Annotated in this window: 21 protein-coding genes; 10 read left to right on the top strand and 11 right to left on the bottom strand. The window is 61.3% G+C overall.

Translation table 11 applies throughout. From position 1 onward, the window contains the following. Positions 1-58: 58 nt before the first annotated feature. Genes ACIPY3_RS21360 through ACIPY3_RS21335 form a run of 6 tightly spaced genes read left to right on the top strand, consistent with a single transcriptional unit; the run spans position 59 to position 6,229 of the window. The gene (locus tag ACIPY3_RS21360; protein ID WP_400337224.1) at positions 59-955 is read left to right on the top strand and encodes a carbohydrate kinase family protein; all 897 of its coding nucleotides are present in this window, start codon (positions 59-61) and stop codon (positions 953-955) included. Further along, the gene (locus ACIPY3_RS21355; protein WP_400337222.1) at positions 952-1,806 is read left to right on the top strand and encodes a hypothetical protein; all 855 of its coding nucleotides are present in this window, start codon (positions 952-954) and stop codon (positions 1,804-1,806) included. The genes ACIPY3_RS21360 and ACIPY3_RS21355 overlap by 4 nt, the downstream gene beginning before the upstream one ends. After that, the gene (locus tag ACIPY3_RS21350) at positions 1,806-2,675 is read left to right on the top strand and encodes a DeoR/GlpR family DNA-binding transcription regulator (protein WP_400337220.1); all 870 of its coding nucleotides are present in this window, start codon (positions 1,806-1,808) and stop codon (positions 2,673-2,675) included. Before ACIPY3_RS21355 ends, ACIPY3_RS21350 begins: the two co-directional genes overlap by 1 nt. Continuing rightward, positions 2,672-3,727, top strand: coding sequence for an alcohol dehydrogenase catalytic domain-containing protein (locus ACIPY3_RS21345; RefSeq protein WP_400337219.1), 1,056 nt, complete (start codon positions 2,672-2,674; stop codon positions 3,725-3,727). The genes ACIPY3_RS21350 and ACIPY3_RS21345 overlap by 4 nt, the downstream gene beginning before the upstream one ends. Continuing rightward, on the top strand, positions 3,724-4,818 hold the full coding sequence (locus ACIPY3_RS21340) for a tartrate dehydrogenase (protein ID WP_400337217.1): 1,095 nt from the start codon (positions 3,724-3,726) through the stop codon (positions 4,816-4,818). The genes ACIPY3_RS21345 and ACIPY3_RS21340 overlap by 4 nt, the downstream gene beginning before the upstream one ends. Then, positions 4,811-6,229: an aldehyde dehydrogenase family protein gene (locus ACIPY3_RS21335; RefSeq protein WP_400337215.1), complete on the top strand. Its 1,419-nt coding sequence runs from the start codon at positions 4,811-4,813 to the stop codon at positions 6,227-6,229. The genes ACIPY3_RS21340 and ACIPY3_RS21335 overlap by 8 nt, the downstream gene beginning before the upstream one ends. A 632-nt stretch (positions 6,230-6,861) precedes the next feature. Here the strand turns inward: ACIPY3_RS21335 and leuD are convergent. The 3 genes from leuD to ACIPY3_RS21320 form a co-directional block, all read right to left on the bottom strand. Further along, a complete protein-coding gene (leuD, locus tag ACIPY3_RS21330; RefSeq protein ID WP_400337213.1) occupies positions 6,862-7,461 on the bottom strand; it encodes a 3-isopropylmalate dehydratase small subunit in 600 nt (199 codons plus the stop codon). 398 nt (positions 7,462-7,859) lie between these two features. After that, positions 7,860-9,290 (bottom strand): sugar porter family MFS transporter, encoded by a 1,431-nt coding sequence (locus ACIPY3_RS21325; RefSeq protein WP_400337211.1) that lies wholly within the window; start codon positions 9,288-9,290, stop codon positions 7,860-7,862. A gap of 624 nt (positions 9,291-9,914) precedes the next feature. After that, the gene (locus ACIPY3_RS21320; protein WP_400337209.1) at positions 9,915-11,054 is read right to left on the bottom strand and encodes a Gfo/Idh/MocA family protein; all 1,140 of its coding nucleotides are present in this window, start codon (positions 11,052-11,054) and stop codon (positions 9,915-9,917) included. 151 nt (positions 11,055-11,205) lie between these two features. Between ACIPY3_RS21320 and ACIPY3_RS21315 the strand changes: the two genes are divergently transcribed. Next, positions 11,206-11,394, top strand: coding sequence for a hypothetical protein (locus ACIPY3_RS21315; protein WP_400337208.1), 189 nt, complete (start codon positions 11,206-11,208; stop codon positions 11,392-11,394). A gap of 92 nt (positions 11,395-11,486) precedes the next feature. On the opposite strand, the gene ACIPY3_RS21310 is transcribed toward ACIPY3_RS21315, so the two are convergent. Then, positions 11,487-12,365 (bottom strand): LysR family transcriptional regulator, encoded by an 879-nt coding sequence (locus tag ACIPY3_RS21310; protein WP_400337207.1) that lies wholly within the window; start codon positions 12,363-12,365, stop codon positions 11,487-11,489. A gap of 243 nt (positions 12,366-12,608) precedes the next feature. Between ACIPY3_RS21310 and ACIPY3_RS21305 the strand changes: the two genes are divergently transcribed. From ACIPY3_RS21305 to ACIPY3_RS21295, 3 genes are all read left to right on the top strand, one after another. Further along, positions 12,609-13,262: an N-carbamoylsarcosine amidohydrolase gene (locus tag ACIPY3_RS21305; RefSeq protein WP_400337205.1), complete on the top strand. Its 654-nt coding sequence runs from the start codon at positions 12,609-12,611 to the stop codon at positions 13,260-13,262. A gap of 38 nt (positions 13,263-13,300) precedes the next feature. Then, positions 13,301-14,152 (top strand): hypothetical protein, encoded by an 852-nt coding sequence (locus tag ACIPY3_RS21300; RefSeq protein WP_400337203.1) that lies wholly within the window; start codon positions 13,301-13,303, stop codon positions 14,150-14,152. Positions 14,153-14,863: 711 nt separating this feature from the next. Further along, positions 14,864-15,268, top strand: a complete 405-nt coding sequence (locus tag ACIPY3_RS21295; RefSeq protein ID WP_400337202.1) for a hypothetical protein — start codon at positions 14,864-14,866, stop codon at positions 15,266-15,268. Positions 15,269-15,456: 188 nt separating this feature from the next. On the opposite strand, the gene ACIPY3_RS21290 is transcribed toward ACIPY3_RS21295, so the two are convergent. The 7 genes from ACIPY3_RS21290 to ACIPY3_RS21260 all read right to left on the bottom strand — a co-directional run bounded on the left by ACIPY3_RS21290 (position 15,457) and on the right by ACIPY3_RS21260 (position 24,868). Continuing rightward, a complete protein-coding gene (locus tag ACIPY3_RS21290) occupies positions 15,457-17,643 on the bottom strand; it encodes a glycogen debranching N-terminal domain-containing protein (RefSeq protein WP_400337276.1) in 2,187 nt (728 codons plus the stop codon). A 472-nt stretch (positions 17,644-18,115) separates the two neighbouring features. After that, positions 18,116-19,249: a tyramine oxidase subunit B gene (locus tag ACIPY3_RS21285; RefSeq protein WP_400337200.1), complete on the bottom strand. Its 1,134-nt coding sequence runs from the start codon at positions 19,247-19,249 to the stop codon at positions 18,116-18,118. A 148-nt stretch (positions 19,250-19,397) separates the two neighbouring features. Further along, complete coding sequence (locus tag ACIPY3_RS21280; protein WP_400337199.1) at positions 19,398-19,979, bottom strand: TetR/AcrR family transcriptional regulator; 582 nt, start codon at positions 19,977-19,979, stop codon at positions 19,398-19,400. A 367-nt stretch (positions 19,980-20,346) separates the two neighbouring features. Then, entirely contained in the window at positions 20,347-20,622 is a 276-nt protein-coding gene (locus ACIPY3_RS21275) for a hypothetical protein (RefSeq protein ID WP_400337198.1), read from the bottom strand. A 17-nt stretch (positions 20,623-20,639) separates the two neighbouring features. Further along, a complete protein-coding gene (locus tag ACIPY3_RS21270; protein WP_400337196.1) occupies positions 20,640-21,500 on the bottom strand; it encodes an HpcH/HpaI aldolase/citrate lyase family protein in 861 nt (286 codons plus the stop codon). Positions 21,501-21,627: 127 nt separating this feature from the next. Beyond that, a complete protein-coding gene (locus ACIPY3_RS21265) occupies positions 21,628-22,935 on the bottom strand; it encodes an MFS transporter (RefSeq protein ID WP_400337194.1) in 1,308 nt (435 codons plus the stop codon). A 241-nt stretch (positions 22,936-23,176) separates the two neighbouring features. Further along, positions 23,177-24,868, bottom strand: coding sequence for an MBL fold metallo-hydrolase (locus ACIPY3_RS21260; protein ID WP_400337192.1), 1,692 nt, complete (start codon positions 24,866-24,868; stop codon positions 23,177-23,179). Between the last annotated feature and the right edge of the window lie 158 nt (positions 24,869-25,026).

Here is a 25,026-nt window from a genome sequence, read left to right as displayed (position 1 = left end):
CTTCAGTGCTACTGTCGAACCGGATGTAGAAAAAACAACATTTGGATGAGGAGGTCTGATGGTTGTGAGAACGAGTACCGCCGTCGTCTGTGTGGGCACCGCTGCCCTGGACACGATCGCCGTGGTCACGCGTTTACCGGAACCTGATGGTCGGATTGAAGCCAGCCGGATATTGACCGCGGGTGGAGGCCCTGCTGCCACGGCAGCAGTTGCCATGGCCAGGTTGGGAGTTCGCGTTGAGTTGAGTGCTGTCGTCGGCCGGGACGCTGCCGGTGACCTGGTGATCGAGCAGCTCCGCGTCGAAGGTGTTGGCACCCGGTTCATTGAGCGCAGGGAAGGACTGGAGACAGCGCAGAGCTTGATCCTGGTCTGCGAGAATGATGCCACGCGGGTGATCGTGACGAAACCGGCTGTCGTGATCCCGTCGGTGCCGGACGGCTTCGAGTGGGTCCACGTCGACCAAGCCGGCTACCAGTCGCTCGGAACCGGTCCCCGCAACTACAAACTCAGCGTCGATGACGGCAACCCCGTTCCAGGCTTTTCCGCCGAAGGCATTGACCTGTACGCGCCCACGGTCGCGGTCCTGTCCCAGCGGTTCCCAGGCTCCCTGGAGGCAGCTGGACACGCAGCCACAGCGGCCGGTGCCGGGCAGATTGTCGCCACCGACGGCGCCAACGGATCATACATCTTCACCAACGGAAGCCCCCGTCACATCCCTGCCTATCCCGTGCATGCGGCGAGCACGCTGGGCGCAGGCGATGTCTTCCACGGAGCGCTGCTGGCAGGGGTAGTGCAGGGGCGTCCCCTGCACGATGCCGTGCGCATGGCCAGCACTTGCGCCGCCATCTCCTGCCGGGGCCTGGACGGCCGCAGCGCCATCCCCACCCTTACCGAATTGGACGAGGCACTGGCCTCCACAGAGTTCACCACCCACAGCGAAGGAGCTATCGCATGAGCACTACCCCCACTACCGCAAGCCTGAATGCACTCAAGGACGAAACCGGATCCTTCTCGATGCTTGCCATTGACCAGCGCGAGTCCCTGCGCACCATGATGGCTGCAGCAAGCGGCAAGGCCGTCACTGACCAGGACCTCGTCAACTTCAAGACCGCCGCCTCGGTGGCGTTGACTCCGCTGGCTTCGGCCGTGCTGCTGGACCGTCAGTACGGGCTGCCCGCGGCCGCCGCATCAGCAGCCCCGCTGATCCTTTCCGCAGACATCCTGCACCAGGAACCGGGCGGTCCCGTCACGGACGCGTCCCTCGATGCTGCCCTGACCGTTGACATGATCCACGAAGTCAACGCCGCGGCGCTGAAGATGCTGGTGCCCTGGCTTCCCGAAAACCGTCAGAAGGCAGTGGACTTGGCCGCGTCCTTCATGGAGCTTTGCCGCGCCGCCGGAGTGCCGGGCATCGTCGAGGGGGTGGTCCGTCCCGAAGACATCGCCGAATGGTCCGACCAGCGACGCGACGAGGCAATCGTCCAAGCCGCGGCCGACCTGTCCGTGGTCAATCCTGACCTGTACAAGGCCGAAGTGCCCTCCTACGGACGCGGCGATCTCGGTAACATCACCGCCTTCAGCAGCAAGATCACCGAAGCGCTGGACTGCCCCTGGGTGGTTCTCTCCTCCGGCGTGCACGCAGACGATTTCCCCGCCGCCGTGCGTGCCTGCAAGGACGGCGGCGCCAGCGGATTCCTCGCGGGCCGCGCAGTGTGGGCCGATTCCTTCGCGGCCCCCGACACCGCCTCGTTCCTGAAAACCGAAGGTGCTGCACGGTTGACGCGTATCAAGGAAACCGCGGCCTGATGACCGGGCTTCGCTACGGTTCAGCCCCGGATCGCCGAGAGCGGATACTGGCCTTGGTGGAAGAGCAAGGGTTTTGCTCAACCACCGAGCTGGTCAAAGCTCTCGGTGTTTCGGATATGACCGTGCGACGCGATACCCAGCGCATGGCCGACAAAGGCCTGGTGCGCATCGTCCATGGCGGAGTCAGCGTGCTTCCTCCCAGCGCCCTGGAAGGAAGCGGTGACTATGAAGTCCGCGGACCACTGATGGCTGAGGCAAAACAAGCACTGGGCCGATGGGCCGCCCGGCACATCGGCCCAGGCGAGACCTTCGGTTTGGATGCAGGAACCACCCTCCTGGAAGTGGCCCGTGCACTCCCGGCAACCCAGCCCTACACCATGGTCACCCACTCAGCCCCGGCCATCGCCGAGGTCATGCACAACAGGGCCGCACAGGTCCTCTGCCTGGGAGGCGATCTGCACCACGATACGCTCTCCTTCGCTGGGACACAGACCTTGGAAGCCATCTCACAGCTGATGATCCCAACGCTCTATCTGGCTGCCAGTGGCATCGGTGAACGGGGAATCTTCTGCGCCAATGACTTCGACGCGATCACCAAACGGGCCCTCATTGAGGTCTCCGACCGTGTCATCCTTGTCGCGGATTCGAGCAAGTTCGCCTCCACGGCCATGGTCAGGGTCTGCGGTCTGGACCAGATTGACCAGATCATCGTTGACGAGAAGATCACGGAGGAGGACGCTCAAAAGCTCCAGGACCATCACGTCACCATCTCTATAGTCCCTCTCAATGCCACGGCCCGATACCTGAACCCTGCCCAGGCCTCGGCATTCACCACAATCCCTGACAACGCTGTCTGGAGGACATCTTGAAAGCAATACGTTTCCACGGCATCGACGATCTACGCGTCGATCACCTGCCCGACCCCGAACCCGGACCGGGGGAAGTGCTGGTGGCCATCGAGGCCGCCGGCATGTGCGCTACCGACACGCACATCCTCGACGGCCACTACTTCGCCGCAGCCCCCGTAGTGCTCGGCCATGAATTCTCCGGAAGGATCACTGCCGTCGGTGACGGCGTCCCGGCCTCCAGGATCGGGGAACTGATCACTTGCGAACCGCACGAATACTGCCGTTCCTGCCTCTACTGCCAAATCGGCCAGGAACACATGTGCGTCGACAAGAAGGCCTACGGCGTGCACCTGAACGGCGGCATGGCCGACCTGGTCGTCATCCCCGCGCGACTGGCCTACACCATCCCCGACGGCATCAGCCCGATTTACGGGGCAATGACCGAGCCCATCGCCTGCAGCGTGCACGCCTTCGACAGGCTCAACCCGGACTCGGGGCTGCCGATCGCGATCCACGGCTGCGGCCCCGCCGGCACCATCCTCATCGGCCTGGCAAAACTTCGCGGGCTTTCCCCCATCATCGGGATCGACCCCCGCGCCGAACGCCGCGAACTCGCCCTGCGCGCCGGAGCGGACGTGGTCCTTGACCCAAACGACCTCTCATTCACCGACAGGCTAATGGAACTCACCGGCGGGTACGGCGTGACCTACCAGATCGATGCTGCCGGCTCACCACGGGTCATCGAGACCGCCATCAGGGTCGCCGCCCGCAAAGGAACGGTCCTGTTCTTCGGCGTCGCAGCACCCGAAGCCACCGCGACGATCCACCCGCAGGAAGTCTATGCCAAGGAACTGACCCTCTTGGGAACAGCCATCAACCCGTTCACCCACCGCCGGGCCGTTGCCCTCTTGGACAGGCTCCCTCTTCCGCAGCTGCATACTGCGACGTTCGGTCTGGACCAAGCTGCGGAAGCCTTTCAGGCACAACGCGACGGCGCCGCGGACAAGATTTTCATCATCCCAGAAGGCAGCAGCCTGCACAGCACACACAATGCCGCGGAGGCAACAAAATGATCCCAAACCGCTACACCATCGACGTCATCGCAGGTGACGGCATCGGCCAAGAGGTCATGCCTGCAGCAATCCGGTGTGTGGATGCCGTAGCGGCCCAGCACGGCTTCACCATTACGTGGCGGGAACGTCCCTGGGGCTCGGACTACTACCGCGAACACAACCGCATGATGCCCGTGGACGGCATCGAACGGCTCTCAAGCGGAGACGGCATTTTCCTCGGCGCCGTCGGGGCTCCCGACATCGCCGACGAAGTTACTCTCTGGGGACTGCTGATCCCCATCCGCCGCGAGTTCTTCCAGTACATCAACCTGCGCCCGATCAGGATCCTCCCCGGGGTCACGTCCCCGCTACGGGATCTGAATGAACTAGATCTGGTCGTCGTCCGGGAAAACATCGAAGGCGAGTACTCCGAAGCCGGCGGACGGCTCTACCGCGGCAGAGCCGAAGAAATGGCAGTCCAGGAATCAGTCTTTACCCGGACAGGGGTAACCCGTGTGGCCCACTACGCAGCAAACCTGGCCCAACAACGCACCGGCGCCTTGGTATCAGCGACCAAGTCCAACGGCATCATCCACACCATGCCTTTCTGGGACGAAATCGTCGAAACAACCGCAGCCGAATACCCTGGCGTGAAAGTCGAGAAAGTCCTTATCGACGCCCTAGCAGCACGCATGGTCCTCAAACCCCAAAGCGTCGACGTCGTCGTCGCCTCCAACCTGTTCGGCGACATCCTCTCCGACCTCGCTGCAGGCGCGGCCGGGTCCATCGGCATCGCCCCCAGCGCCAACCTGAACCCTGAAAAGATTCACCCCTCCATGTTCGAGCCCGTCCACGGGTCAGCACCGGACATTGCCGGGAAGGGCATCGCCAACCCAGTCGGCCAAATGTGGGCCGCCGTCATGATGCTCGACCACCTCGGCCAACCCGCAGCCGCACGGCACCTGGAAAAGGCCTTCGAAACTACCCTCGCGGCCGGCATCCGCACCGGCGACCTCGGAGGAACAGCCACCACCGAGGAATTCACCCAAGCGGTCCTCGACCGCTGCAACGCCCCCCTTAACGCCCGCAGTTTGGAGCCAAACAATGCATAGCCAGCTTCTCTACATCAACGGACAGTGGGTCAACGGGCTCGGTGAAGGAACCACCGAAGTGCGTGACCCCTACGACGACACCCTCGTCGGCACCACAGCCCGCGCCTCCGAAACCCAAGCCCACGACGCCGTCGACGCCGCCAGCTCCGCCCTGCAACAACCCCTCCAAGCGCAGGAACGGGCCACGATTCTCTTGCGGACCAGCGAACTGATCACCGAGCGGATCGAAGAATTTGCCGAGATCATCCGCGCCGAAGCCGGGAAGCCCATCACCACCGCCCGCGGTGAAGTTCTCCGCGCGGCCACAACCTTCCGGCTCGCGGCGGAGGAAGCCACACGACTTCCCTCCGAGACCGTCAACTTCGACGCCGTCAACGGGCGCAACCCACTCGCGTTCACGGTCGCCGAACCGGTGGGGGTCGTCGCGGCCATTACACCCTTCAACTTCCCCCTGAACCTCGTCGCCCACAAAGTCGGCCCAGCCCTCGCCGCAGGCTGCGCAGTGGTCCTCAAACCATCAGAACGCACCCCACTGACCGCCGGCTTCCTCGCACATGTCCTCGAAGACGCAGGCCTGACCGCTGGCTGGTTCAACCTCGTCACCGGTGACCCACGGATCATCTCAAAAGCATGGACTGAAAACCCCAGCGTCGCTGTCATTACCTTCACCGGCTCAGCCGGCGTGGGGTGGAAGCTCAAAGCATCCTCACCATCCAAGCGCCATGTCCTTGAACTCGGCTCCAACACCGGCCTGATCGTGGCCGAGGATGCAGACCTCGACCGGGCCGTCGACGCCGTCGTCACCGGCGGATTCGCCTTCTCCGGACAGGCCTGCGTCTCAGTGCAGCGGGTGTACGTCCACGAAGACATCGCCGAAGACTTCACCGCGAAGCTGAAAACCGCTGTAGACGCACTCGTCGCCGGTGACACCCGCGACCCCCAAACCACCGTAGGCCCTCTGGTCAGCAAAGACGCGCGAGAGCGGGTCATGTCCTGGATCGACGAAGCCACCGAGCGCGGCGCCACCATCGTCTCCGGCGGCACCCTCGACGGCACCGTCATCCGCCCCACCGTGCTGGCCAACGTCCCCACCGACGCGAAAGTGGTCTATGAAGAAGTGTTCGGCCCCGTGGTCATCATCCAAACAATCAAAAACCTCGAGGAGGGCCTCGCCCAACTCAACTCCTCACGCTACGGACTGAACACCGGCATCTTCACCCGCAACGTCGACGCCGCACTTAAGTTCGCCCGACAAGCAGAAGCCGGAACAGTCATGGTCAACATCACCCCCTCCTTCCGGTCCGACTCCATGCCCTACGGCGGAGTCAAAGACAGTGGCCAGGGACGCGAAGGCGTCAAGTACGCCATCGCCGAACTGCTCGAACAAAAACTTATAGTCCTCAGCAACTAACGCAGCTAGCGACCTGGCAAGAGCCCCGATTGACTCGAATCCAATCGGGGCGCATGCGCTTGAACGCCAACTGCAGCCGTCGCACCCGAAGAATCACCAGTGACACAGCTTGGTGAGACTCTTTTCGGGCCCTAATACACCTTGGCCTTCCCCCAACCAATATCACCAGTGGGTGTGGCCGAGATCGCCGATCTGATAGAAGCGTCGGCCACAAAGCGTTCCGTTCTCCGTCGTCAGGAGTCCGCAATTCAGACTCGCCTGACAGCGACTCCTGCGGCTATCAAATCCCATCTTGACAATCTGAAAGATGGTGATCGCGCGGTGAGGCCCAGGAACCATTCGAGATATCCAAGAAATCTGGACTCGACGCAGCCTCCCGGTCGCCTGACCAGACGTCGCCATCTGGCGACGTCTGGTCAGGCGCTGGGACGAACAACGAAGTGCCGCTCACAGTCCTGCTCCTACCATGTCAGAAGATACCGACGTCCGGTTTAGATAACCCCCGAGCCTGGCGTTCAAGTAGGTGGGTTTATTTTCTTGTAGCTGAGTTAATCTGGGCGAGATTAGATTTGGCCGGGAGGCGGCGCTGCACTCCGTGTTTCGTGTTGAGTCCAGCCGCCGCAGGACACCATCTACGTCAGAGTTGTGCGTGGTAGCCATCTGGGTCTTTGTTGTTCGAAAGCGGTGATCAGGTCCTGGTGTTGCAGCGTGAGGTCGATGTCGTCGAGGCCGTTGAGTAGTCTTCTTCTGGTGTCGGCATCAATTTTGAAGGTTTGAACCAGATCGCCTGCAGTGACTGTTTGGGTTTCAAGATCAACGGATAGCGGGTTTGTTGGACCGGATTCGACCGTCTGCCACAATTGCTCGACCTCCGGTTCAGTGAGTTGGATCGCCAAGAGGCCCGATTTAGCTGCGTTTCCGCGGAAGATGTCCGCGAAGCGGGGTGAGATGACGGCCCGGAATCCGTAGTCCATCAAAGCCCAGACTGCGTGCTCGCGTGAGGAGCCGGTCCCGAAGTCCGGGCCTGCGATCAGGATGTTCGCGCCTTCGTGTTCCGGGCGGTTGAGTACGAACTCTGGGTCGCGGCGCCAGCTGGCGAAGAGCCCGTCTTCGAATCCTGTGCGGGTAATGCGTTTCATGTAGGCGGCGGGGATGATCTGGTCGGTGTCGACGTTAGTGCGTCGTAGCGGCACCGCCGTGCCTTTAACAGTGGTCACGGGTTGGAAGGCCATGCGCTTGTCTCCTTTGTGCCGTGGGCTTGGTTCGGAGTGAGTTCATGTAGACAGGGATCGATAAGGATTTTGTACCTGTCGGCGCGGTAAGACGGTCGGCGCAATTCTTGCCAGCGTCAAGGACGGAGCTCGACCCCGAAAGCGGAGTGCGCCAGGACCCCGGTCCTGGCGCACTCCGGGGTCCTGGTCGTGTTACGGGCAAGTAACTACTTAGCGGCTAGCCAGCGGGTTGTGCCGCCTACATGACGGCATCTACTACCTCTTGGTCTAATTGACGGCACGTAGCGGTATTAGGTCCACCCGTCACCGAAGCCATCCGTGTCCTGGTGCAGCTTCTCGACCCGCGTTAGGACGTCGGGTGGTTTCGATCTACGGTGGCTGCCGTGCAACTCATTCAGTCATGAGGGGTGGTTTGAAGACACGCTGGGCAGGATCGAGGGCTCGCCGCCGTGGCGTTCGGCGTACTCCTCCTCAAACTGCTCGAGGGTGCGCCCCTTGGTCTCGGGTAGGAATCTGATGATCAACACCGTTGTGATGAGGTTGATGACCGCAAGAATGCCGAAGACTCCGGTTCCGCCTAGGGTAGCGTTCAACATTGGGAAGGAGAACGAAAGGATTGTGTTTGTTGTCCACAAGCAGAAGACGGACACACCCATAGCGAAACCGCGGATGGCCATCGGGAACAGTTCCGACAGCAACAGCCATGTCCCGATCCCGACGAAGCATTGCATAAAGAACATGAAGAGGATCATCCCGCCCAGAACGGCGAAGGTACGGAATAGTGAGTCCGGGAGCAGGAATACCAGCGCGATTGTCGCAAGTGAGATGGCGATCCCGTAGTACCCGGTCAGCAGGAGCGGTCGGTTGTTGTAGCGCCCGAGCAGCCATATCCCAAACAAAGTACTTACGATGGAGACAGCACCCACAGCGATGGACAACGCAAGCGCTGCGCTGGAGCCCACCCCTGTCGACGCTAGGATCGTCGGCGCGAAGTAGAAGATTGTGTTGACACCAGTCAGCTGGGAGGCAATGGCAATTCCCATCCCGATCCACAGTAGCCGTCGCATCCAGGGGAACTTGCGCAGCTCGTGCAGTGCCGCGCCGCGCTCAACCTTCTTTTCTGCGTGCTCGACAACGATGTTGTACTCCGACTCTGCCTCGGCTTGAGTCCGGCTCATCTCGAGCACTCGTCGGGCGTCACTGAGTCTGCCCTTGAGTGCATACCATCGGGGTGAATCCGGGAGCACGGACATACCGGCCAGCATGGCAACTGCTGGGACTACGGCGACGCCGAGCATCCAGCGCCAGGCGTGCGTGTCCTGGATCAGCTGGTCAATCAATGAGTTCATGACAAAGGCCATGAACTGTCCTGTGACGATCATGAGCTCGTTGATCGTAACGATCCTGCCGCGACGCTCCGCCGGTGCCAGCTCGGCGAGCAGAACGGGCACCGTTACGGATGCCCCGCCGACTCCGAGACCGAGGAGGACGCGCGCTACTACTAGGAGTTCATAGCTCGGGGCAAATGCGCTACCGAGCGCGCCGATTGAGAGCGTTGCGGCGCAGAGAATCAGTGCCCACCGTCGACCGATTGCGTCGGCGACCTTGCCGCCCCCGAGTGCTCCGAACATGGCCCCGAACAAGAGACAACTGACGACAACCCCCTCTTGGAGAGCTGTCATCTGCAGGTCCTCTTGGAGATAGAGAAGCGCACCTGAGATGACGCCGGCGTCGTAGCCGAACAGGAAGCCACCCAATGTCGCAACCGCCGTGAGCTTGACCAGGAACCTCTTGGCGGATCGCGGTGAGGTCGTGGCCGTGCCCGTCACTGGAAGCCTCCTGGGTAAACGTGCGATTCATGAAACATGGCTTTGTGTCCTTTCTGTCGAGGCTGGCCCGGCGGGTGGCCGGGGCCTGGTTCGGTCGCGGACCGATACATGGGTTTTCCTCGACCGGCAGCGATGTGAGCAGGTTTGTTGGTCGCCATTGACGAACTCTCACGTGCCAGCAGGCGCCGTCGATCTTGTGGTGGTTTCGTATGGATTCGTACAGTTCCGGGTATCTCCGGCTCCGATGAGGGTCATCGGCAGGCGTACCCGTCCGGAGAACTGACCGGCGTCTTGGACTCGTCAGGGACGGCCCCGTATCATCCGACTGTTCGCTCCGGTTAACCGGGCGAGGAATGGGCGGTCATTGGGCTGAGACTGGTTTCCCTGTGCCTCTGCCGCCGGGTTTCCCAGGAGCATCGTGGGAACAAACAACAGTCAGCGCAGCTTGTCGGATTTTCGCTACTGCTTGCTGAGTTAGCCCTGCTTCTCCGTCATGAGTTGCTCTTAGCGGGGTTGGATGCTGGTTCCGCCGCCGTTGTCTCCAGTGCTTCAGCGCGAGCTTGCCAGGAGCGTCGTTCCGCGATTTGGCGATGAGCGCGTTCGTGCGGGCGGAGCCGCAGGACATCAGTCGAAACGGATCGGGTCGTCGGCGCCGGCAGGCGGCAATGCCGCGGGACGACGACAGGTGCTTTCGATTTCAACGTACGAGCCAGACGCCGAAGATTTCTCAAGGGCCAGCAGGATCTCAAGGGAGTGGTAAGCAAAGTCCATATCGAGACGGCTGTCTTCGCTGTGGCGGATGGAATGCGCGAGCTCTGCCAGGCCGATGGCACGGCCGACGTCATTCCGGTGCGTGAGCGGCATGGTTCGCCAGTCACCGCCGTGTGGCGGGTACCAGTCGTTGGTCAGATCGCGTGGATCGCCCCGTCGGAGCGTTGGCTCTCCGGCGTAGAAGGCGGTGTGTGGAGTGCTGAGTACACCTTGGGTTCCGTAGATTTCCATGAAGGGAAGGCTGGCGTTCCAGATGTCCCAACTCGTGATGAGAGTTGCCACGGCGCCCGATTTGAACTCGATATTGCCACTGATATGGGTCGGTACTTGCACTTGGATCTCACCGACTCGTTTGCCGTCCTTGTACCGGGGCCGGGTTTCCGAGGATCGACTCACCACCCCTGAGACACGCTTCGCTGGACCGAAGATGTTCAGCAGGTTTGAGACCAGGTACGGGCCGAGGTCGAGCAGTGGCCCGCCTCCAGGCGAGTAGAACGGGTCGATGTTCGGATGCCAGGTCTCAAAACCACGACACGTGAAGGTCGCCACGGCGGAGAGCGGACGGCCGATGAAGCCGTCGTCGACGAGTTTGCGGCTCGTCTGCATCCCACCTCCCAGGAGGGTGGCGGGTGCAGAAGAGATCTTCAGCCCTTTTTCGCGGGCCAGATCTATCAATTCCTCGGCCTCAGTGAGGCTGGTCGCGAACGGCTTCTCGGTGAAGACGTGCTTCCCAGCTTGCAGAATCTGGGCAGTCACACTCGCGTGGAAGGCGGGCGGAGTGAAGTTCGCAACCATTTCGATTTCTGGCATTGAGAGCAGCTCTTCGACGCTGCCATACTTCGGAATGTCGTACTGTGCGGCCTGCTTTCCCGCCGCTTCCACGTTCAGGTCGGCGAGAAAGTCGACACTGATTTCGTCGTGCATGCTGGCTCTGGCCAGATACTGGTCCAGCACATTGCCGACCCCGATGATCCCGACTCGAACGGGTTCCATAGATTTCTACCTTTCTTTCCGGTTCACACGACAGCGTTGTCGTCGTCCCCCCGACCACAGCCACCACACCGGGCGGATCACATTTCGTGGAAATTTGTGATCCGCGCTACAGCGCGATCTGTCGTCATTCCAGTATCAGAGGAGCCCGCTCATGAATCCAATGCATAAAAATCATTTTTTGGATGAGAAGAAACGATGGATGGGTTGTGACCATCCCCTAATCCTGAACGGTGACTTCTTAGCGCAAGCCGACCGTTGGGGCATGGGCGAAGAAGGCGTGCTTACAGGGCCGTCATTTGTGAAGCATAACCAGGTGTCTGCGGCAGGAGTTGGGGCCTAGCCTGTTCCACAGATCCCCGAATCACCTTCGGCGGACTCACTCTCGTAGCCACGGACCGCGATCCTAGTTGGCGACCGTGTCACGCCAGGCGATCAGCTGCGGGTTATCCGCACCGCTTCGGTGACGAAGGCGAACGTAGCGGGTTTGGGGTTGAACGTGCCCCAGGCGATGTACTGGTTACGGCTCGGGGCATCCACCAAGGGCACGGCTTTCAAGTTTTTCAACCGAGTGGCCACAGACTTCGCGATCAACGCAATGGCCAGCTCCTGTTCGATTAGCTGTTCGAGCAGGGCAATGTCAGAGATTTCGAACGCAACGCTCCGCGGTGTGGAGACCTTGGCGAATGCCGCATCCGCTTGCGCTCTACCGGTTGTATGCGGAGGAAAGTCCACGAAGATCTCCTCTTTGAGATCTTCCACGCGGAGGCTGGCCCGATCAGCCAGCGGATGGCCATCCCACAATGTCACCACCAGTGGCTCGCTCACCAGCATTTGGTGTTCGAGGCCGACAGGCGCTTGGGGGGTGGCCAACGCAAGGAATGTAACGTCCAGCTCACCATTCTGTGTACGTTCCATTAGCTCGCCACTGTTGCCCGCAACCAGGCGAACGCTTACTCCGGGGTGCCGCGACCGGAAGGAACGAAGCAGGACCGGCACGTCAACGGCGGTGAGCGTAGCGTTGACCCCGAGTGCGAGTGTTCCTGTAATGTGCCCGCGCTGGGCCGCGATCGACTCCATGGCCCGGTCGGCAGCGGCCACGGCCTCTCTAGCTGCCGGCAGGAAGACCTCGCCGGCCTGAGTTAGTTCTACGCGACGGCTGGTTCTCGCGAAGAGGGCTTCGCCGAGTTCCTGTTCCACTGTCTTGATCTGATGGCTTAGGGCGGATTGAACAACGAAACACGCGGCAGCTGCTTTCGTGAAGCTGCGGTGATCAGCGACGGCGATGATATACCGCAGTTGGCGGAGTTCCATCTATTTCCTTTCATCATGCAAGCGCGGTCAATCATCACGATCGTCGCACAAGTCTTGAACCGAGAGAACCGACGGCAGCCGCACCGCGAGGGTAAACATGGACTCGCACAACAATCTCGTTTCCTCATTGAAACTATGCAAATAATGTATTGGATTCATGCGTTTGACGCTTCGATAATCGATACAAGAGATTGCCCAAGCAAACACGCAGCACTTGGGCATCGTTGCTCAAGGAGGAAAAGTATGAGTCAGTCAAGAGACAGCAACTACCAGGGTGTGTGGGACGGACACCTTGGATTCGGACAGAACCCGGCACTCGTCGTGATCGACTTTGTAAAGGGTTACACGACCGAAGAATCCCCGCTTTATGCGCCAGGCGTCGTAGAGGCTGTCCGCCGCGCCCCCGAACTTCTTTCTGCCGCCCGTCGAGCAGGGGCTCCGGTCACCCACACCAATATTCTGTTCCGCGATCCAGACTTCGCCGACGCAGGAATGTGGGCGAAGAAGGCACCCATCGTGAAACTGCTTGTACCCGGCAACCCGCTTTCCGAGTTCTGTGATGAGGCCGTCCCTGCCGAAGGCGAACTGGTATTCACCAAACATTATCCAAGTGCGTTCTTCGGTACGTCGCTGGCTTCTACGCTCCACAGCATGGGAGTGGACACCGTCCTTTTGGCTGGTTGCACCACGAGCGGCTGTATCCGTGCATCAGCGGTCGATGCGATGCAGCACGGCTTCCGCCCGATCGTGGTCCGTGACTGCGTGGGCGACCGCCACAACGATCCTCATGAGGCCAACCTGTTCGATATCGCTGCCAAGTACGGCGACGTCGTATCGCTTGCGGAGGCAGTCGCTGCGCTTGAGGAGTTCGCAGACCGCCGAGCAGCGGTGAAGTGACTTAGTACCATAGCCCAACAGCAAGAAAGAGAACTCTAATGGAAGCATTTGTATGTGTGGCGTGCGGTGCACAATACCCGCCCAGCGAACAGCCCCCGGCGGCATGCCTGGGCTGCCAGGAGGAGCGCCAGTTCGTTCCCGGCAGCGGCCAGCAATGGACCACACTTGAGAAGGCTCATCACACCCGATTCACTGTTTTGCGCCAGCACGAACCCCGCGTAATCGGCGTCGGAACAGAGCCAAAGTTCGGCATCGGGCAGCGGGCCATCTTGCTGCAAACGCCGCACGGCAACATCCTGTGGGACCTGACCCCATACATTGATGAAACCACCGTCATGATGATCAAGGCCTTGGGTGGCGTCCAGATGATGGCGATCTCCCATCCACACTTCTACACAACGATGGTCGAATGGAGCAAGGCATTTGGAGATGTCCCGATCTACCTGCACGCGGCCGACCGTGAGTACGTGCGGCGCGAATCACCGGCAATCAACTACTGGGAAGGTGATACGCACGAGCTCGTCCCCGGTGTGACGCTTATCCGCGCCGGAGGACACTTCTCAGGTGGAACAATGCTGCATTGGGCCGAGGGCGCAGAGGGAAAGGGCATCGTGTGCAGCGCCGACATGATGTACATCACCCCGGATAACCAGTACCTCACCTTCATGCGTTCGTACCCGACGTTCATTCCGCTGTCCCCAGCAGGAGCCAAGGCCGTAGTTGGGACGCTGGACGGCTTCCATTACGAAACGATTTACGGGCACTTCTTCGACATGAAGATCGAATCCAATGCGGAAGAAGCTGTACGCAAATCTTTGGACAGGTACGTGGCAGCAGTTGACGGCCGTTACGACAGCGAATCAGGGAACAGCGCGCACCCGGCGCTCTGATATCAGGCACCGGTATGGCAGCCTGACCAGCATGAGGCTCCGGTTACAAAGTCAGCGCTCCAGGCCGCGATCGAACGCCCGCCCTGCCGCGAGGGAGCCGTCAAGTTACCGCAGCCCCGGCAGAGCTGACATGCTCTTTCGGTGAGTATGTGGAACACCATCGCGGCTCGGGGTAGTGGTCGTGCGGCTGGGCAATTCCTGGACTGCGGCTTAGAGCGCAGCTAGCCAAGGCGCTGGGCGGTTCTACGGCATCGCCACCGCATACGCTGGCGACAGTTCCTCGGTGGCGGGCAATCCTGTACAGCGGGCGTCCACGGGCGCGAGCCCAGGCTGCGCTGAACCTGGACGGTCGCGGCCGCTGCAGCCAAATTCGCTCGGTTTTCCAAGCTTCTCGCAATCCGGCACTCCGTGGGGATATCTCCCAACTGCCTGCCAAGCCTGACGACGCGGTCCAGGACCGGTCAGCGTGGCGCCCCTGTCTAGTTCCATGGCGGCACACCCCTAACAGGGGCGCCCACTGATCTGATTCTTTGTCTGTTTTCCTTGGCATTGCGTATCAGCGGACCATGAATACCGGCCTGGTCCGTTCCTGGCCTTCGACATCGATGCCGGTATGACTTATCCGACGCCCTAAAGTTCCCATTCGACGAAGAAAGACCGAACTCACCGTCTATGAGCACCCAACTCTGCACCCCTCATTCCCCTAGCGAGATGCCGGTGGCCTACATCCGCATCTACACCGGCTCCGACGGCCATTCCTATTTCGAGGATGTCAGAGTCGACGGCGAAGTGCGCGGAACTCCCGAATCAAATCTTCGAGCGATCTACGGTGACCTCATGGCCGTGGACACCGCCGTGTTCCGGCACGTCGTCGAGGAGGCCGACGACCGAACCCGCCACAACGCGCCAAGGCCACAGTTCGTCATCATCCTCGCCGGCGAGTGCGAGGTCGAAACCTCTCTGGGCGATACCCGGCGCATGGTCCCCGGCGACATACTCCTTGCCGAAGACGTCAGTGGCTACGGCCATACCACTCGCCGGATCGGTCACGAGGACCGTCTGACGATGATCATTACTTTCCAATCCACCAACAACGAAGCACCCGCTGATGTGTAACGGCCGAATTTCATACGACGCGGTTTGCCGAACTGTGACTAATTCCGTTGGTCGTTCCTGCGGCAGATGGCAGTTCATTGCCCCAGATGTCGGGACCGGTCCGGGTCCCGGAGAACACCCTGAGCGAGAATTCGTCAGCGTCATCGACGCCTCTGAACGCCATTCACGTGCATGACCTGCTGCACTGTCTAGAATGGCCTGTTCGGGGGAGGCCCTTTGGTGCGTCGAGTTCCGAGCGACTGTTCTACCAGCTCGGCCATCCAGGGCCTGGTTCCGTGGTGCAGCGTCAACTCCTGAGGGAGGCCTTCTATGGTTGCGTTGGCACCTGAGATCTCGATCGTGATGCGACTCCCAGCCATGGGGGCATTCTCAATGCGGAGGCTGCCATAGGACGCGGGGAGTACCGGGTCGATCCACAACCCACCCATGGAAACGTGCGGGTTGTAGCGCATGAGGTTTGTTACGAGATAGATGGGTGTCGTGGCCGCCCACGCCTGGGGTGAGCAAGCGGTCGGGTACGGGACCGGGGCCGCAAATTCCCCGCGGGGAAATCCACAGAATAGCTCCGGCAATCTGCCACCCGAAAAATCCGCCGCGTCTAGAAGTGCCGTTGAGATTCGTTGTGCCGGCTCGACAAAACCATATCGGAGCAGGCCGGCCTGGACGATGGCGTTGTCGTGGGGCCACACCGAACCATTGTGATAGCTGGCAGGATTGTAGGCGCCCATATCTGTGGCCAGAGTGCGAACCCCCCACCCACTGAACATCTCCGGTGACATGAGGCGGGCGGCCACGAGCCCGGCCTTCTCTTGCTCCACGATGCCATTCCAGAGGCAATGACCGATGTTCGACGTGCATGCGTCAACTGGCCGCTTGTCACGGTCAAGGGCGACCGCATAGTAGCCGCGCTCGGGAAGCCAAAAGCGTTCATTAAACCGTTTTTTCAATTTCAGCGCTCGGTCCTGCAAATCGGCCGCGTAATCCGTGTCGCCGTTAGCCTGCGCCATCCAGGCCCGGGCCATATACGCGCCATAAACGTAGCCCTGAACTTCGCATAACGCGATGGGCGCCTCTGCAAGTCTTCCGTCCGCGAAACTGATTCCGTCCCATGAGTCTTTCCAGCCTTGGTTGATCAGGCCCCGATCATTGAGACGCTCGTACTCGACAAAACCATCCCCGTCCTTGTCGCCGAAGTCACGGATCCAATCCAGAGCCCTGTCTGCGTGCGGCAGCAAGGCGTTGATCGTCTCGGAAGCGAAACCCCACCGGCTGACCTCACCGAGCACAATCACAAACAGTGGGGTTGCGTCGATGGACCCGTAGTACGCGGATTTTCCGCCCAACGCAAGCGAAGTTGAGACATCGAAGCGGACTTCGTGCAAGATTTTTCCTGGCTCCTCCTCCGTTGCAGGGTCCACTGTCTTGCCCTGGCGATCCGCCAACGTCTGGACCGTGCCGAGAGCCAAGGACGGATCTACAGCCATGGCCATAATGGAGGCCATGAGGGAGTCGCGCCCGAATAGGGCCATGAACCAAGGAGCCCCGGCGGCGACCACGACCCGTTCGGGGTGATCTGGATCCTCGACACGAAGTGACCCGAGATCGTCGTAGCTTCGGCGGAGTGTGCGCTCAATGGCGCGATTGCCGACCTGAACGACCGGGATCTTGTCTACCCATTCTTTCCAACGTTTGTTCCGAGGAGCCGTCTCCTTCGGATCGGGATGTTCGTATGACGAAGCACTTGGGCTGCCCGCACTGATTACTGGTGAGACGGTCAGTGTTGCGCTCCAGTGCCCTCGAGCCGGCACGATCGAACGGTAGATCAGAGCTTCTGGTGTAATTTCAGCGCCGGGGGCCCTGACGGCGATTCCTTTCTGGAGACCGCCCCATAGCGCCCGGATGGTGAGCGTGTCACTGCTCATATGACGTGTCTGCTGCCATGGGCGCTGGACCCGGGCTTCCTTTACCTCGAAGAGGTCTGCAAAGTCAGCGGCCACCGTGACGGATACAACGCATTCGACAGGACGTGAAGAATAGTTTTTGACGACAATTTGCTCAAGCAGACCGCGCCCAACTTCGCGCAGGCGTTCAACGATCAGTGAACTGTCGGCAACACCGTCCGCCCGGGGCACCCGCCCCGCGAAATGGGCTCGATAGGGTTCCTCAAGCTCTGCAGCGAGTGCCTCCAGCTGCTGCCCATTGACCGCTAAAGTCCACAACGAGACAATCCGCGTATCTTCCTGAAATAGGCCGTGGGGAAAGTCTGGGTGTATGTCACCACTAATCTGCGAAATGCAGAAAGACGAGCCCTCCACGAGCGTGACCGCCCCCGTTCCCACCGAACCGGCAGCCGTGTCAGCATTCCACCCGACCATCATTGCCTCCAGCCACCCCAAACGGCACGGTTAGATTCCGTGTATTTGAAGCTTCTTAGGTGTGTGCTCGAGACTACGCTCTCACCGCCGCCCGGGCATAGAGTCCTCTGTGGCTCGAATACCACCCGACCCAGGGCCCGCATTCAACTGGCAGGTTCCGTCGGAACGGGTATGAAGCTATTGTCGAAAGAGCTCACGGCCCTCCCGGGGCGGCGGTCCGATCCCACAGGAAACATTTGCTGCCGAAACGGGCGACCTTGATCTGCGCGTCTGAACGGATATCCCGTTTCGCGGAATACCCGTTCACAGAGACATCTCCTACTGGTTAGAAGGGGTACCTGCGGCATTCGGTGCCGAACATCCCAAAAATTGAGTTCCCTGGGTCGCAATCGGTGCTGTCTGATCTTGAGCCTGTATCAGTGGAGTGCGTTGGGGGCGGGTGACTGCCGCCCCCAACGCAGGTCTTGAGGGGTTATGCGAGGGCGGGGGTTTCCCAGAGGTTCAGGACGGTGCCGATGTTCTTCTCATCTGCTGTGCGGTAGAGCTCGGTGGCCCAGGCGACGTCTTCGATGGGCATGCCGCCGACGGAGTAGAGGATGATTTCTTCGTCGTCGCGGCGGGCGGGGAGCTTGCCGGTGGCGATGTCGGCGATTTCTTCGATCTTGGAGGCGGGGATTTTGCCTTCTTCGAGGAGTCCGAACCAGTGGGATCCGGGGATGCCGAGGATTTGGTAGGCGGTGGGGCCGTATTCTTCGAGCCAGGCCTGGTAGAGGCCTTCGGCGTCGATGACCAGGCGGGCGTCGCCTTGGAGGAAGTCGGCATCGAAGCGTGCTGCGGCAGGCAGGAGCAGCAGGGCGCCGGGCTTGATGGCGTGCTTGGGGAAGTAGGGGAAGGCCTCGCTGCCGGCGGCGTCGGTGGAGGTGGTGGCCATGACGACGTCGGCGTCGGAGATCGCGTCCTCGATGCTTGCAGCCGGGGCAACCTTGGTCAGTTGCGGGAAGGTGGCCTGGGCCCAGTCAACGAAGGCCTGGGTGCTGCCTTCGCTGCGGCCTTTGACGTAGAGGGTGTCGATGGAGGGGCGAAGGGCCAGGGTGGTGGCGAGGACGGAGCGGGCGATCACGCCGGGTCCGACGACGGCGGCGACCTTCGCGTCGGCCTTGGCAAGGTGCTTGACCCCGACGCCGGGAACGGCACCGGTGCGGTAGGCGCTGAGGAGGTTGGCGCTCATGATGGCCAGCGGGGCCCCGGTGTCGCTGTCGTTCAGGACGAACACGTGGATGGAGCGGGGGAGGCCCTTCTGCCGGTTTTCCGTGTTGGAGCCGTACCACTTCACCCCGGAGGTACCGAAGCGGCCGCCAAGGTAGGCGGGCATGGCCATGAAGCGGCGGTCCGGGCCGTCCTTGGGCATCCCCGCGAACTCGGGGGCTGCGGGGAACGTGATCATGGCCCCGTGGGAGTTGCCGTTCTCGCCGGCCATCCGGTAATCGCCCTGGCGCAGCAGGACAAGGGCTTCCTCCATGACGTCGGTGCAGCGGACCAGATCGCCGACGCCGGCTTCGATCATGTCGGGTTCGCTCAGGTAGCGGAAGTTGATTTCGGTGGACATGAATACTCCTTTGTAATGTCGTGAAACAACAGTAACTAACAGTTAACTCGCGGTGCATTGCCGGGGCGTCAATTACATGTTTCCGGCATGTAACGACGTACCGACCTGAGACCTTATCCGGGGCAGATTCGAGCTCATCCACGGTTGGTTATGAGGTCATGGCTGAGGCCAGAAGTTCGGCGGTTTTGACGACGGCGGCTCGTCTGTTTGAGGGACGGGCGGGGTTGCTTTCGGTTGTCAGCGCCTGAAGGCCCGGAAGCACTGTTGCCGTTCGGCACAGCGTAATGATGGTGATCAGAAGGTCGATGGCGTTTTCCCGGGTGATGTTGGGAAGAGCTTCGACGATGATGTCGATTTTCTCCGAGAAGTGCACCGCTCGTTGAGGGAAGCCGACGAGGTCGGAGCCGCGCTCGAGTCCCTCCCAGAAGGACAGCCGGGAAAGCGTGTTGTCGCGTTGGTGATGGTCGTAGAGCCGTCCGGCATAGTCGGCGACGGCTTTCGGCCCCGTTCCCTGGATGGGAGTTGTGTCTATGGCTCTGCGCACTGCTTCGAGGAGGACGGCGTCGAAAAGTGCGGTTTTGTTTCCGAAGTACTGATAGGTGCGTTCCTTGTTGATGCCGGCCGTTGCGGCGATTCGATCGACGCGGGCGCCTGCTGGTCCGTGCGCTGAAAATTCGGATACTGCTGCTGCGAGGAGGAGGGACTTGGTTCGTTCCGTGTCCCATGCCATGAAGTCTCCCTGTGATGCTCGAATGCGTGTGGACAAAAGCGGGGGTGGATCTTTGAGACAGTTCCGCGTTGAGATAGCGCTGGGTCTGTACTCGTTCTGCGTCAAAATCTGAGGTGGCTTTCATCTCTGCATTCGCAGGTTCCCTCTCGGGACTGGTGTTCGCAGGAGAACACACTGGGCAGAATCCCCGTCGTCGCGGCCAGCCATACCCAGTGGGCCGAGGATGCCTCGGGTTTGCTGTGCCCACAGGCGGGACAACAGGTCGGTTCGCTGGGCGCGTGGATTAGCGTCGCCAGCCGGGCGATCGGCCGCCTGAGACGGGTCAGGAAGCGTGGGTAAGCGAAAGTGGTCCCACGGGCGGTTGGTGTCATCGTCGAGCCTTTCGTCCAAGGGACGCTGCCGATGTGCCAGTATCTGATCCTTTGAAAGGACGTACTTTGACTCCGTCCCGACTCTCGAAGAGGTGCCGGGAGCCGACATCCAGGCGACGAACCCAGATCACCGCTGAGTCCGTGGTTTTGTTGTCGACGATTGCCGGGAAAACATGGCCATCGGGCTTGACGACGGAAACCACGTCGTTGATTTTGAGTATCTCCCAATTCTCGGGATCGATAGATCCTTGCGCCTGGCTGGTATTGGCCATCGGGTTTCCTTCCGTTGTCATGACGTAATGCCCAAGGCGATGGCCAGCTTCATGATTTTCTCGGCACGGCCCACGCGCGGGAGGTCGGAGCCGTCGCGGATCACGCGGCCGTTGGCTTCGAAGTCGTTCATGAAGTCGGTGGCCCAGGCGACGTCGGACGGCGTGGGGCTGATGACTTCATTGATGACCGTGGCTTGATCGATGGCCAGGCACAGCTTGCCGGTCATGCCCATGGTCACGGTGATGCCGGTCTGCTCGCGCAGGATCGGGTGGTTGGTGCCCACGGTGGGGCCATCGATGGGGCCCGGCAGGTTACCCACGCGGCTGGCGACAACCAGCTTGGCACGCGGGTAGGCCATGGCTTCCGGGGTGGCGGCCATGCCGGTATCGCGGCGGAAGTCGCCGGAACCGAACGCCAAGCGGAACGCGCCCTGTGCGCGGGCGATGTGGTTGGCCTCTTCGATGCCGAGGGCGGACTCGACCAGCGCGATCACGGGGGTCTTGCCGTCCATGCGGTGGTAGGACTCGGTGACCTGGTCGGCGGATTCGGTCTTGGCCAGCATCACGCCGAGCAGGCCGGGGGTGCCGCGCAGGCCTGCGAGGTCGTCGGCCCAGAAAGGGCTGGTGGCGTCGTTGATGCGTACCCATGCCTGGCCGCCGTTGGCGAGCCAGTTCACCACGTTTTCGCGGGCTTGGTCCTTCTGGGAAGGGTCAACGGCGTCTTCGATGTCAAGGATGATGGCGTCTGCACGCGAGCCCGCGGATTCGTCAAAAAGCTCCGTCTTCATGGCGTTCACGAGAAGCCAGGAACGGGCGATACGGGGATCCAGGAGGGTGGCAGCCGTGGGAGCGGCGGAGTGCATGGCTGTTTGAAGCATGGTGGCTGACCTTCGGGTTGTTGATGTTGCAGAAACACGTTCGGAGAGAGTCCTCCGCCGTTGTTTCTGGCAATGACGCTGGCCCGACGGAACAGTGAGTTCCGCCGGGCCGGTCATTGGGATCGTGCTAGGACAGTGCCTTTCCTGCCGTTTCGGGCATCCGGATGACGACGACGAGCGTAAGGATTGCGCAGATCAGGGCAATGAAGCCCACGCTCCACGGGATGCCGGTCCAGCTGATGACCAGGGTGGCCATCAACGGGGCGACGCCGCCGAAGAGCATCGCGGAGATGTTCCAGCCGAGTGACATCGCAGAGAACCGGATTTTTGTCGGGAACATTTCTGCCACGACGGCCGGCGATGGACCAACGATCGCGGCCAAGAGGATACCGATGAGGATCTGGCAGAGGTAAACGGCTACGAGCGAGCCCGAGGCCAAGGCCATCATGACCGGTACGGAGACGATCGCGAATGCGGATACGGCGGTCAGGAGGACCGGGCGCCGTCCGACGCGGTCTGAGAGGGAACCGAAGAGGGGGATCAGCGCACCAAAGACAATGATGCCGATGACGTTGGAAAGTTGGGCCTGATCCTTGGGAATCTTGGCGACTTCCGTGAGGAAGGTCGGGATATAGGTCAGGAACAGGTGGTGGCCGAGCACCCAGACGGCAATGTAGCAGGTGGCCTTCAGGACTGCGCCCTTCGAGGAACGGGCAACGGTCTTGAGCGGGTTCTCCTGGACGTGGTTCTCTTCCTTCAGCTTCTCGAATTCGGGGCTCTCCGGCACTCCCATGCGGATCCACAGGGCGACGATGCCGGTGAAGATGCCTAGGAGGAACGGGATACGCCATGCCCACTCAGTGATTTGTGCCGATGAGAAGACCAGGGTCTGCACGAGGATCACGACGCTGGCGAGCAGGAATCCGGCAGCGGAGGAGACCTGTTGGAAGCTGCCGAGCAGGCCGCGGCGGTGGGCCGGGGCGTGCTCAACGATGAACGTGGCCGATCCGGAAACTTCGCCGGCGCTGGAAATGCCTTGGACGATGCGGAGCAGGATCAGGAGCAGGGGAGCTGCCAGGCCAATGACAGCATAGGTGGGCAGCAGGCCGATCAGCACGGTGCCGATGGCCATCATCATGACCGACCACACGAGGGTGCGGCGACGTCCGATGCGGTCACCGAGGTATCCGAACAGGATCGCGCCGATGGGGCGGACGCCGTAGCCCAGGGCGTAGACGGCGAAGGTCAGCAGGAGGGCTCCGGTTGCATCGCCTGGGAAGAACAGGGAGGCGATTGTCTTGGCCGAGTAGGCGTAGATCAGGATGTCATAGACTTCGAGCAGGTTGCCGATGGCGCCTGCGAGAGTTGCACGTTTGGCGGACTTACCGGTTCTTTCCCGCGGTGGTGCGACTGTGTTGAGTTCGCTCTGTGTCACGATGGTTTCCTCGTCTTTGAGTGAGATGGTGTGGTCTCGTACCTCGGGACCAAAATGGGGGAGTAGGCGTGTGCGGGGCTGCCCCGCACACGCTCTCTTGTACGGCCGGCCCCCGTCGTCGTGTTTGAGGGGGACGCGCCGGCGCGCACAGGTGGTTTCCCGCTTGTGGGGTGAAACCACCTTTAGGTGGTCTACCGTTCCTCTGGTGGTTCCGGGGCGGTGGACCTCGGGTGGATCTTTCCTAGAGGCTGGCTCCGAGGCGAAGTCCGTCGATCACTTCCGGCACGGTCTGTGAGAGGTTGGTGATCGGTAGTCCGTGTGTGGGAGCGACATGCGTGACCTCAAGATCACTGAGCATCTGGTCGAGGGCTTTGATGTAGGGCTCCAGGTCGGTGTAACGGGTCCACGCCAGGGCGAGCTCGGCGAAGAGTGCGGTCATGTCGGGGATTTCGAGGGAGCCGGCTTCTTCTGCCACCAGGCCGCAGTGGCCGTCCTGGTGGTAGTGGCTGTAGGAGAACCCGTCGCCGGGGAAAAGCGTGTTGGAACCGGAATCGAAACCCCAGTAGGTCATTTCGACGTCCCGGAGGATCGGCGGCAGGGCGTAGAAGCGCCGGTCGCCGAGGTCGACGTCGATGGTCTCCGTGCCGGGGACGTGGATGCGGTCTGCGTATTCGGGGAAGACCTGGTGTAGGTCATGCACGCCCCCGATGGCTACAGCGTCAGGGAATTTCTTGAGGAAGCGTCCGACACCGCTGGCGTGCGGTGTTTCGGAGTGCGTGGCAAAGATGTACTCAACCGGGGGGATTCCGGAGGCCAGCAGCTCATCGAGTTGTTTTTCGATGGTTGCCAGATCCCCTGGGAATCCGCCCTCGACGATCAGGGACCGTTCCGCACCCGAGACAACGTAGACCGAGTTGTAAGCGTGGTAGTACTTGCCCTGGTAACGCTGCTCGAGGCAGTCACCGAGCCAGGTCACTCCGGACTGAAGCTGGCGTGGGAGTTTGCCTTCGGACGGGGCCGGGATTCCAGGTGTCGGGTTAATCTGACGTGGCAGGTCGGCCAGGGGCCGGTCGGTCGCTGGGGGAGATGCCGGGTCTTCCTGGGCGAACTCCTCAAGCAGGGCGAGGATGAGATCGACGTGTTCGCGGACCACGTCGCGGCCTTCGAGGATGGCTCCGTGGGCGGGGACGATCCGCTGAACGTCGCGGTTTGCGAACACTGCCCTCACAGCGTCGGCAATGCCTTCGGTCCGGGCTCCGGGGAGCCACCAGAACCGGTTTCCGACCATTTGCTGGCGGATTGCTTCCTTTTCTTCGGCGGAGATTCCGGTTTCGGTGCGTACGGCCAGGTCCTTGACGTGTCCGAACGCGTCCGAGGTTGCCAGGGTGCCCGTGGTCGGGTCAAAAATCCAGTGGGTTTGGAGGAGGGCAAGGTCCGGCTGGAAGATTTCCAGGTCATGCGTGCCATCGGAGCCGAGCGGTATTTCCCCTGCGAAAGGAGCCTTCTCATACTGTGCCTTCACGGACCAGTCATCGCCGTATCCTTCGACGCGGAAGTCGAACCAGTAAAAGCCTTGATACTGCGATGCGAACAGCCGTGCTGCCTTGTATCGGTCCACGAGGGGGACGACGTTCGACACGGAATCAAACTCTGTGAGCCTGAGCGGGAACACTGACAGGGGCAGTTCGGCGGGAAGGGCATTGTCGAGCCAGTTGGTGATCTCTGGCAACTGGGAGGTCATGCCGGTGTCGGCGAGCAAGGCGTGGGTGGCTCCCTTGAACAGCACCACGTTCATGTAGGTCGTTCCCCTTGCGGTCAAGGGCTGGATGGCTGTTCGTCCGTCCAAGTCGATTGGCAGGCCGAGGACTTCAACGGCGCCGTCGCCGTAGGAGTTTCGCACGGGTGCATGAGTTGTGTTGGTCGTGGTTGTCATGTGTCTTCCTCTTCGCTGGGGCAAGCTGTCGTGGGCCGCCCTGCGGTGCTGGTTGAAGGAGTTGTTTAGGTGGTGGCGGGGGCGCGGTCGTGGGTGGTGTGGTTGATGGCGCCGGCGAGGGTGCTGAGGGTGGTGGTGAGGTTCAGGAGGGTCTCGTC

It is taken from the genome of Paenarthrobacter sp. NPDC089714 (genome assembly GCF_044748905.1).
Lineage (GTDB): Bacteria > Actinomycetota > Actinomycetes > Actinomycetales > Micrococcaceae > Arthrobacter.
This window is presented reverse-complemented; position numbering and strand designations above follow the sequence as displayed.

Excerpts from the sequence above, each read along its gene's own strand:
- ACIPY3_RS21260 (WP_400337192.1), bottom strand. The coding sequence starts at position 24,868 with ATGACAACCACGACCAACACAACTCATGCACCCGTGCGAAACTCCTAC.
- ACIPY3_RS21305 (WP_400337205.1), top strand. The coding sequence starts at position 12,609 with ATGAGTCAGTCAAGAGACAGCAACTACCAGGGTGTGTGGGACGGACAC.
- ACIPY3_RS21270 (WP_400337196.1), bottom strand. The coding sequence starts at position 21,500 with ATGCTTCAAACAGCCATGCACTCCGCCGCTCCCACGGCTGCCACCCTC.
- ACIPY3_RS21280 (WP_400337199.1), bottom strand. The coding sequence starts at position 19,979 with ATGGCATGGGACACGGAACGAACCAAGTCCCTCCTCCTCGCAGCAGCA.
- leuD (WP_400337213.1), bottom strand. The coding sequence starts at position 7,461 with ATGGCCTTCCAACCCGTGACCACTGTTAAAGGCACGGCGGTGCCGCTA.
- ACIPY3_RS21350 (WP_400337220.1), top strand. The coding sequence starts at position 1,806 with ATGACCGGGCTTCGCTACGGTTCAGCCCCGGATCGCCGAGAGCGGATA.
- ACIPY3_RS21295 (WP_400337202.1), top strand. The coding sequence starts at position 14,864 with ATGCCGGTGGCCTACATCCGCATCTACACCGGCTCCGACGGCCATTCC.
- ACIPY3_RS21290 (WP_400337276.1), bottom strand. The coding sequence starts at position 17,643 with ATGGTCGGGTGGAATGCTGACACGGCTGCCGGTTCGGTGGGAACGGGG.
- ACIPY3_RS21320 (WP_400337209.1), bottom strand. The coding sequence starts at position 11,054 with ATGGAACCCGTTCGAGTCGGGATCATCGGGGTCGGCAATGTGCTGGAC.
- ACIPY3_RS21355 (WP_400337222.1), top strand. The coding sequence starts at position 952 with ATGAGCACTACCCCCACTACCGCAAGCCTGAATGCACTCAAGGACGAA.
- ACIPY3_RS21360 (WP_400337224.1), top strand. The coding sequence starts at position 59 with ATGGTTGTGAGAACGAGTACCGCCGTCGTCTGTGTGGGCACCGCTGCC.
- ACIPY3_RS21275 (WP_400337198.1), bottom strand. The coding sequence starts at position 20,622 with ATGGCCAATACCAGCCAGGCGCAAGGATCTATCGATCCCGAGAATTGG.
- ACIPY3_RS21335 (WP_400337215.1), top strand. The coding sequence starts at position 4,811 with ATGCATAGCCAGCTTCTCTACATCAACGGACAGTGGGTCAACGGGCTC.
- ACIPY3_RS21310 (WP_400337207.1), bottom strand. The coding sequence starts at position 12,365 with ATGGAACTCCGCCAACTGCGGTATATCATCGCCGTCGCTGATCACCGC.
- ACIPY3_RS21340 (WP_400337217.1), top strand. The coding sequence starts at position 3,724 with ATGATCCCAAACCGCTACACCATCGACGTCATCGCAGGTGACGGCATC.
- ACIPY3_RS21300 (WP_400337203.1), top strand. The coding sequence starts at position 13,301 with ATGGAAGCATTTGTATGTGTGGCGTGCGGTGCACAATACCCGCCCAGC.
- ACIPY3_RS21285 (WP_400337200.1), bottom strand. The coding sequence starts at position 19,249 with ATGTCCACCGAAATCAACTTCCGCTACCTGAGCGAACCCGACATGATC.
- ACIPY3_RS21315 (WP_400337208.1), top strand. The coding sequence starts at position 11,206 with ATGAATCCAATGCATAAAAATCATTTTTTGGATGAGAAGAAACGATGG.